This window comes from Stenotrophomonas panacihumi (assembly GCF_001431645.1).
Classification (GTDB): domain Bacteria; phylum Pseudomonadota; class Gammaproteobacteria; order Xanthomonadales; family Xanthomonadaceae; genus Stenotrophomonas_A; species Stenotrophomonas_A panacihumi.
On the sequence record NZ_LLXU01000057.1, the window covers coordinates 24,131 to 30,170 of the forward strand.

General features: G+C 67.2%; 6 protein-coding genes. 3 read left to right on the plus strand and 3 right to left on the minus strand.

Translation table 11 applies throughout. From position 1 onward, the window contains the following. Positions 1-63: 63 nt before the first annotated feature. Positions 64-882 (plus strand): DUF3014 domain-containing protein, encoded by an 819-nt coding sequence (locus ARC20_RS04875; protein ID WP_057645210.1) that lies wholly within the window; start codon positions 64-66, stop codon positions 880-882. A 57-nt stretch (positions 883-939) separates the two neighbouring features. Further along, the gene (locus ARC20_RS04880) at positions 940-1,923 is read left to right on the plus strand and encodes a hypothetical protein (protein ID WP_146165834.1); all 984 of its coding nucleotides are present in this window, start codon (positions 940-942) and stop codon (positions 1,921-1,923) included. Between the two features lies 1 nt (position 1,924). On the opposite strand, the gene ARC20_RS04885 is transcribed toward ARC20_RS04880, so the two are convergent. From ARC20_RS04885 to ARC20_RS04895, 3 genes are read right to left on the minus strand one after another with little or no spacing between them, the layout of a single operon-like run. Then, positions 1,925-2,191 carry a GIY-YIG nuclease family protein gene (locus tag ARC20_RS04885; RefSeq protein WP_057645216.1) on the minus strand — a complete coding sequence of 89 codons (267 nt, stop codon included), beginning with the start codon at positions 2,189-2,191 and terminating at the stop codon, positions 1,925-1,927. Then, positions 2,188-2,547 carry a helix-turn-helix domain-containing protein gene (locus ARC20_RS04890; protein ID WP_057645219.1) on the minus strand — a complete coding sequence of 120 codons (360 nt, stop codon included), beginning with the start codon at positions 2,545-2,547 and terminating at the stop codon, positions 2,188-2,190. Before ARC20_RS04890 ends, ARC20_RS04885 begins: the two co-directional genes overlap by 4 nt. Continuing rightward, the gene (locus ARC20_RS04895; protein ID WP_057645222.1) at positions 2,544-2,846 is read right to left on the minus strand and encodes a type II toxin-antitoxin system HigB family toxin; all 303 of its coding nucleotides are present in this window, start codon (positions 2,844-2,846) and stop codon (positions 2,544-2,546) included. The genes ARC20_RS04890 and ARC20_RS04895 overlap by 4 nt, the downstream gene beginning before the upstream one ends. 159 nt (positions 2,847-3,005) lie before the next feature. Between ARC20_RS04895 and clpB the strand changes: the two genes are divergently transcribed. After that, positions 3,006-5,591 (plus strand): ATP-dependent chaperone ClpB, encoded by a 2,586-nt coding sequence (clpB, locus tag ARC20_RS04900; RefSeq protein ID WP_057645226.1) that lies wholly within the window; start codon positions 3,006-3,008, stop codon positions 5,589-5,591. Positions 5,592-6,040: the final 449 nt, after the last annotated feature.

Sequence of the window (6,040 nt, forward strand, 5' to 3'; positions counted from 1 at the left end):
AACCCTCGCGGATCGTGGCTGTCCTAAGGGCGGTCACATACGCAAAAGAGGGAAGCCACCGACATGCAGACACGCGAACACGCCCGCTGGCCCTGGTTGCTCGGCGCCGTGGTACTGATCGGCGCGGGCGTCTGGCTGTTCCGGCCGCAGGGCGCGCAGGCGCCCGCGACGGTCGCGGCCAAGGGCGAAGCCGCGCCCACGCTCACGAACACGCCGCCCGCGCCAGCGCCGGCCGCCGCGCCGGCCATCGCGCATCCCATCGCGCCGGATGCGGCCGCCGACGCGGCGATTCCCGCACTCGGCAGCAGCGACGGCGCGGTGTTGTCGGCGCTGGCCGGCGTGGTGGGCGACGACGGCGCGCTGGCAATCCTGCTGCGCGACCACCTCGTGCAGCGCCTCGTGGTGATGGTGGACAACCTGCCGCAGCGGAGCATCGCGCCGCGTGCGCTGGCGTATCGACCGCTGCAGGACACGCTCGCCACCGCGACGGGCGACGACCAGGTGCAGGTGCTCGATACCGCCGCCAATGCCCGTCGCTACGCGCCCTTCGTGCGCGCGTTCGTGCAGGCCGATGCCTCGGCGCTGGCCGGCGCCTACCGTCGCTTCTATCCGCTGTTCCAGCAGGCGTATGTCGAGGTCGGCCCGCCGCAGGGCTATTTCAATGACCGCCTGGTCACGGTGATCGACCATCTGCTGCAGACACCCGTGCCGCGGCAGCCGCTGGCGGTCGTACCGGGGGCCAATGGCAAGCTGCGATTCGCCGACCCTTCGCTGGAGTCGTTGTCGGTCGGCCAGAAGGCGGTGCTGCGCCTGGCGCCGGAGCAGGCCGAGGCGGTGAAGCAGCAGCTGCGGGCGTTCCGCGCGGCGATCACCGGCGCCTGAGGCTCACGCCTCTTCGGCTACCCTGCTCGCCGTCGCAGTGGGCGGGAGGGTCGCGCGATGGGCTCGAAAGCAAACAGGGGCAGTGGGTGGCTGCTGTGCGCGGTGATCTGCGCGGCGACCGCGACGGCGGCCATGCGCCCGGTGCTTCGCCTGGACGACGCGCGCCGGTTCGCGCGGGTGTTCGAAAGCGGGCAGGGCCGGCCCGACGCCAATCAGTTGCAGCGTGGCTACCTGGATCCCGGCACCGCGGGCCTGCGGGCTTACATCGCCGACGGCGTGGGAAGCGCCGCGCAGCTCGCGCAGGCCATAGCGGCCGACCCCGGCAAGTACCGGTACGCGATGGACGAATGCCTGGCGGCGATGCCATCGCAGGAAGCCGGCGTGGCCGCCGTGCTGGAGGCCTATCGTGAGCGCTTCCCCGAAGCGCGGTTGCCCGCGGTGGATGTCGTGTTCGGCAGCGGGAACGCGCTGGGCCTGGCGACATCGCAACGCACGGTTGGCATCAGCCTGGAGCAGCTGTGCGCACAGCCGGACTGGCGCGTGAGCCTGCGTACCCTCGTCGCGCACGAAACCGCGCACACCCTGCAGCCGCTGCTCTCCGAAGACAGCCCCCTGCGGCGCGACCTGCTGGCGTGGGCCTTGCGCGAGGGGGCGGCCAGTCATCTCGCGGCGGACATCACCGGCGGTACGGCGGATGGCGCCGACAATGCGTGGGCCATGGCCCGGGAGCAGGCCTTGCTGCGCCAGTTCCTGGATGACCGGCAGACCCTGCGTACCCATTGGCAGGGCGCCTCGCCGGACCCTGAAGCCATCGCCGCCGGTACGCGCTGGATGTGGAACAGCGGCCGCGAGGACGGCGGCCCGCCCGACCTGGCGTACTGGGTGGGCGTGCGGATATGGGCTGCCTACCGCGACCGCCATCCGCGGCAGGCCTTGCGCGCGATGATCGCGCTACCCGATGCCGACCAGGTCTTGCGGGATAGCGGGTATGCGCAGTCGCTGGGCGTGTCCGTGGACGACGCGCGGCCCGCGGGGCCTTGAATCAGGTGGCTTGATCCAGCCACGCCAGCTTGCGCGACTTCGGCAGTTGCTTGAGTTCCCACTCCGCGCGCGAGGCACTGGCGCGGTCGGGGAAGGGACGGCTGCCGAGCAGTTCCACCGGCGGGAAGGCGCGCGTATAGCGCGCGCCGCGTCCGGCCGCGTGGGCGGCGTAACGCGCCGCCACGTCGTTGGTGATGCCCGCGTAATAGCTGCCGTTGCGGCACAACAGCAGGTACACGTGCCAGCCGGTGACCGTCTCTCCGCTCACGCGCCGATCAGGCTTTCGGCCGGGATGCCGAGGTTGCGGTGCAGCTTGCGGATCATTTCCAGCGTCAGGCCGCGCTTGCGGTTGAGTACCTCGTAGACGCGATTCGGTTGGCCGATCGACGGCACCAGGTCCTTCACCGACAGCCCCGCTTGTTCCATCCGGAAGCGGATCGCCTCGATGGGGTCGGGGGCATCGATGGGGAAATGCCGGGCCTCGTAGGCCTCCACCAGCGTCACCAGGATCTCGAAGCGATCGCCTTCCGGCGATGCCGGCTCGGGCTCGTGGTCGAAGTACGCCGACACCTCGCGCAGCGCGTTGCGGTAGTCGGCATCGTTGCGGATGGGATGGATGTTCATGGCACCTCCACGGTGGCAGCGTCGATCCGGTCGTATTCGGCATGCGTGCCGACGAACTTGATGTACACCGCCTCGAACCGGTAAGCCACGGCAGCGACCAGGCGGTAGTCGTTGCCCTTGAGGTTGAAGACCACGCGGTTCCGTCCGACGAAGCTGGCGCTGGCGTAGCGCGCCTTGATGTCCTGCGGAGTGAGCCATTTGCCGTGCCGGGCCTCGTCATGCCAGGCCTTGAGCGCTTGCTCGGCGGCCGGGTGACGTCGCCAGAAATCCCTCAGGCAGCCGACCGCAATCACTCGCATGAAGCTAGCCTAGTCCCATTATGGGATCATCGCAAGCCGCGCAACTGCACAACGCAAAAACTACCCGTCTCACCCACTCTTGAAACACGTCTGCTTAACCGCATCTGGTGATCATTGCCGGCGCAGCCGGCCCCTTCTATTCCAAGAGGAACGCCCACCATGCGGATGGACAAGCTCACCTCGCGTTTCCAGCAGGCGCTGGCCGACGCGCAGTCGCTGGCCGTTGGTCGCGACCACAACATCATCGAACCGGTCCACGTGATGACCGCGCTGCTGGACCAGTCCGGCGGCAGCACCCGGCCGCTGCTCGCGCAGGCCGGCGTCAACGTGCCCGTGTTGCGCGAACGCCTCGGCGAAGCGCTCGACAAACTGCCCAAGGTGTCCGGCCAGGAAGGCAACCTGTCGATCGGCAATGACCTGACCCGCCTGCTCAACCAGACCGACAAGCTGGCCCAGCAGCACGGCGATGCCTTCATCGCCAGCGAGTGGTTCGTGCTGGCCGCCGCCGACGATGGCGGCGCGCTGGGCATGGCGATGCGCGCCGCCGGCGCGGACAAGCGCCGCATCGACGCGGCGATCGAGAAAGTGAGGGGAGGGGAGACCGTGCAGAGCGAGAACGCCGAAGACCAGCGCCAGGCACTGGAGAAGTTCACCATCGACCTCACCGCGCGCGCGGAGAGCGGCAAGCTCGACCCGGTGATCGGCCGCGACGAGGAGATCCGCCGCACCATCCAGGTCCTGCAGCGCCGCACCAAGAACAACCCGGTGCTGATCGGCGAACCCGGCGTGGGCAAGACCGCCATCGTCGAAGGGCTGGCCCAGCGCATCATCAACGGCGAAGTGCCCGAGGGCCTGCGCGGCAAGCGCGTGCTCTCGCTGGACATGGGCGCGCTGATCGCCGGCGCCAAGTTCCGCGGCGAATTCGAGGAGCGCCTGAAGGGCGTGCTCAACGACCTGGCCAAGAACGAAGGGCAGATCATCCTGTTCATCGATGAGCTGCACACCATGGTCGGCGCCGGCAAGGCCGATGGCGCGATGGACGCGGGCAACATGCTCAAGCCGGCGCTGGCGCGCGGCGAGCTGCACTGCATCGGCGCCACCACGCTGGACGAATACCGCAAGTACATCGAGAAGGACGCCGCGCTGGAGCGCCGTTTCCAGAAGGTCTTCGTGGGCGAGCCGACGGTGGAGGACACCATCGCCATCCTGCGCGGGCTGAAGGAAAAGTACGCCGTGCACCATGGTGTGGAGATCACCGACCCGGCGATCGTCGCGGCGGCCACGCTGTCCAACCGCTACATCACCGACCGCCAGTTGCCGGACAAGGCCATCGACCTGATGGACGAAGCCGCCAGCCGCATCCGCATGGAGATCGACTCCAAGCCGGAGGAGCTGGACCGCCTGGAGCGCCGGCTGATCCAGCTCAAGATCCAGCGCGAGATGCTGAAGAAGGAGAAGGACGAAGCCTCGCAGAAGCGCCTGGCCGACCTGGAATCCGACATCGACGGGCTGGAGCGCGAATTCTCCGACCTCAACGAAATCTGGAAGTCGGAGAAGGCCGCGTTGCAGGGCGCGACCAGGATCAAGGAGCAGATCGAGCAGGCCAAGCTGGACCTGGAGGCCGCGCAGCGCCGCCAGGACTTCGCCAAGATGAGCGAGATCCAGTACGGCCAGCTGCCGCAGCTGGAAAAGCAGCTGGCGATGGCGGGCGAGGCCGAGCAGAAGGACTTCAAGCTGGTGCAGGACCGCGTGACCGACGAGGAGATCGCCGAGGTGGTCTCGCGCTGGACGGGCATCCCGGTCAACAAGATGCTCGAAGGCGAGCGCGACAAGCTGCTGCGCATGGAAGACGTGCTGCACCACCGCGTGGTGGGGCAGGAGGAAGCCATTCGCGTGGTATCCGATGCCGTGCGGCGTTCGCGCGCGGGCCTGTCGGATCCGAACCGTCCGAGTGGCTCGTTCCTGTTCCTGGGCCCGACGGGCGTGGGCAAGACCGAGCTGTGCAAGGCGTTGGCCGATTTCCTGTTCGACAGCAGCGACGCGATGATCCGCATCGACATGAGCGAATTCATGGAGAAGCATTCGGTGGCGCGGCTGATCGGTGCGCCCCCGGGGTACGTGGGCTATGAGGAAGGCGGCTATCTCACCGAGGCGGTGCGTCGCCGGCCGTATTCGCTGATCCTGCTGGACGAGGTGGAGAAGGCGCACACGGACGTCTTCAACATCCTGTTGCAGGTGCTGGACGATGGCCGGCTGACGGATGGCCAGGGTCGCACGGTGGACTTCCGCAACACGGTGATCGTGATGACCTCCAACCTGGGCTCGCACCAGATCCAGGAGTTGAGTGGTGACGACTCGCCGGAGGCCTACGTGCAGATGAAGGCCGCGGTGATGGGCGTGGTGCAGGCGCATTTCCGGCCGGAGTTCATCAACCGGCTGGATGACATCGTGGTGTTCCATCCGCTGGACAAGCAGCAGATCAAGCAGATCGCCAAGATCCAGATGGCGGGGCTGGAGAAGCGGCTGGGCGAGCGTGGCTTGCGGATCGAGGTGAGCGACAAGGCGTTTGATCTTCTGGGCAACGTTGGTTTCGACCCCGTGTATGGCGCGCGCCCCTTGAAGCGGGCGATCCAGGCGCAGTTGGAGAATCCGCTGGCGCAGAAGATTCTCGGTGGCGAGTACGTAGGTGGAGATGTGATCAAGGTGGATGCAGAGGGCGGGCAGTTGGTTTTTGCCAAGGGGTGATTTTCTGCATCTGCTGATTTGGAAGAGGCCTGAGCGAGAGTTCGGGCCTCTTTCGTTTTGGGGTGTGGAGTTTTGTTGGTTGGCGGTATGGTTTTTTTTGATGGCGCGTTCGGGGTGTGCGGTAGGTTGCGTTGCCTTACGGTGCGGGCACCGGCCTGCCGTATAGGGGCGTCACGGCTCGGGCGAACGTCCTGTTCGACTCTCGCGGCTAATCCCGCTTTGCGGGCTTAGCCCCCAAAGTTTGCTGCGCAAACTTCGGGCCCCAGCTTCTGCCTTGCCTATCCCCCGCGGCTTCGCCGCGCCCCCCTTAACAAAGGGGGGCTCTTCTCCAGAGAGAGAAAGAAGAAAACCCGTGGCCATGCCACGGCTTTTTGCGCTGCGATTCGCCTTTCTTTCCTCGCCGGTCGAAGAGAGCCGTGGGGTGTGCGGGGGCGAAGCGCGCTCGGGGG

What these genes read in the sequence shown, in the direction of transcription:
- ARC20_RS04875 (WP_057645210.1), top strand. Translation starts at nt 64, where the DNA reads ATGCAGACACGCGAACACGCCCGCTGGCCCTGGTTGCTCGGCGCCGTG.
- ARC20_RS04895 (WP_057645222.1), bottom strand. Translation starts at nt 2,846, where the DNA reads ATGCGAGTGATTGCGGTCGGCTGCCTGAGGGATTTCTGGCGACGTCAC.
- ARC20_RS04890 (WP_057645219.1), bottom strand. Translation starts at nt 2,547, where the DNA reads ATGAACATCCATCCCATCCGCAACGATGCCGACTACCGCAACGCGCTG.
- clpB (WP_057645226.1), top strand. Translation starts at nt 3,006, where the DNA reads ATGCGGATGGACAAGCTCACCTCGCGTTTCCAGCAGGCGCTGGCCGAC.
- ARC20_RS04880 (WP_146165834.1), top strand. Translation starts at nt 940, where the DNA reads ATGGGCTCGAAAGCAAACAGGGGCAGTGGGTGGCTGCTGTGCGCGGTG.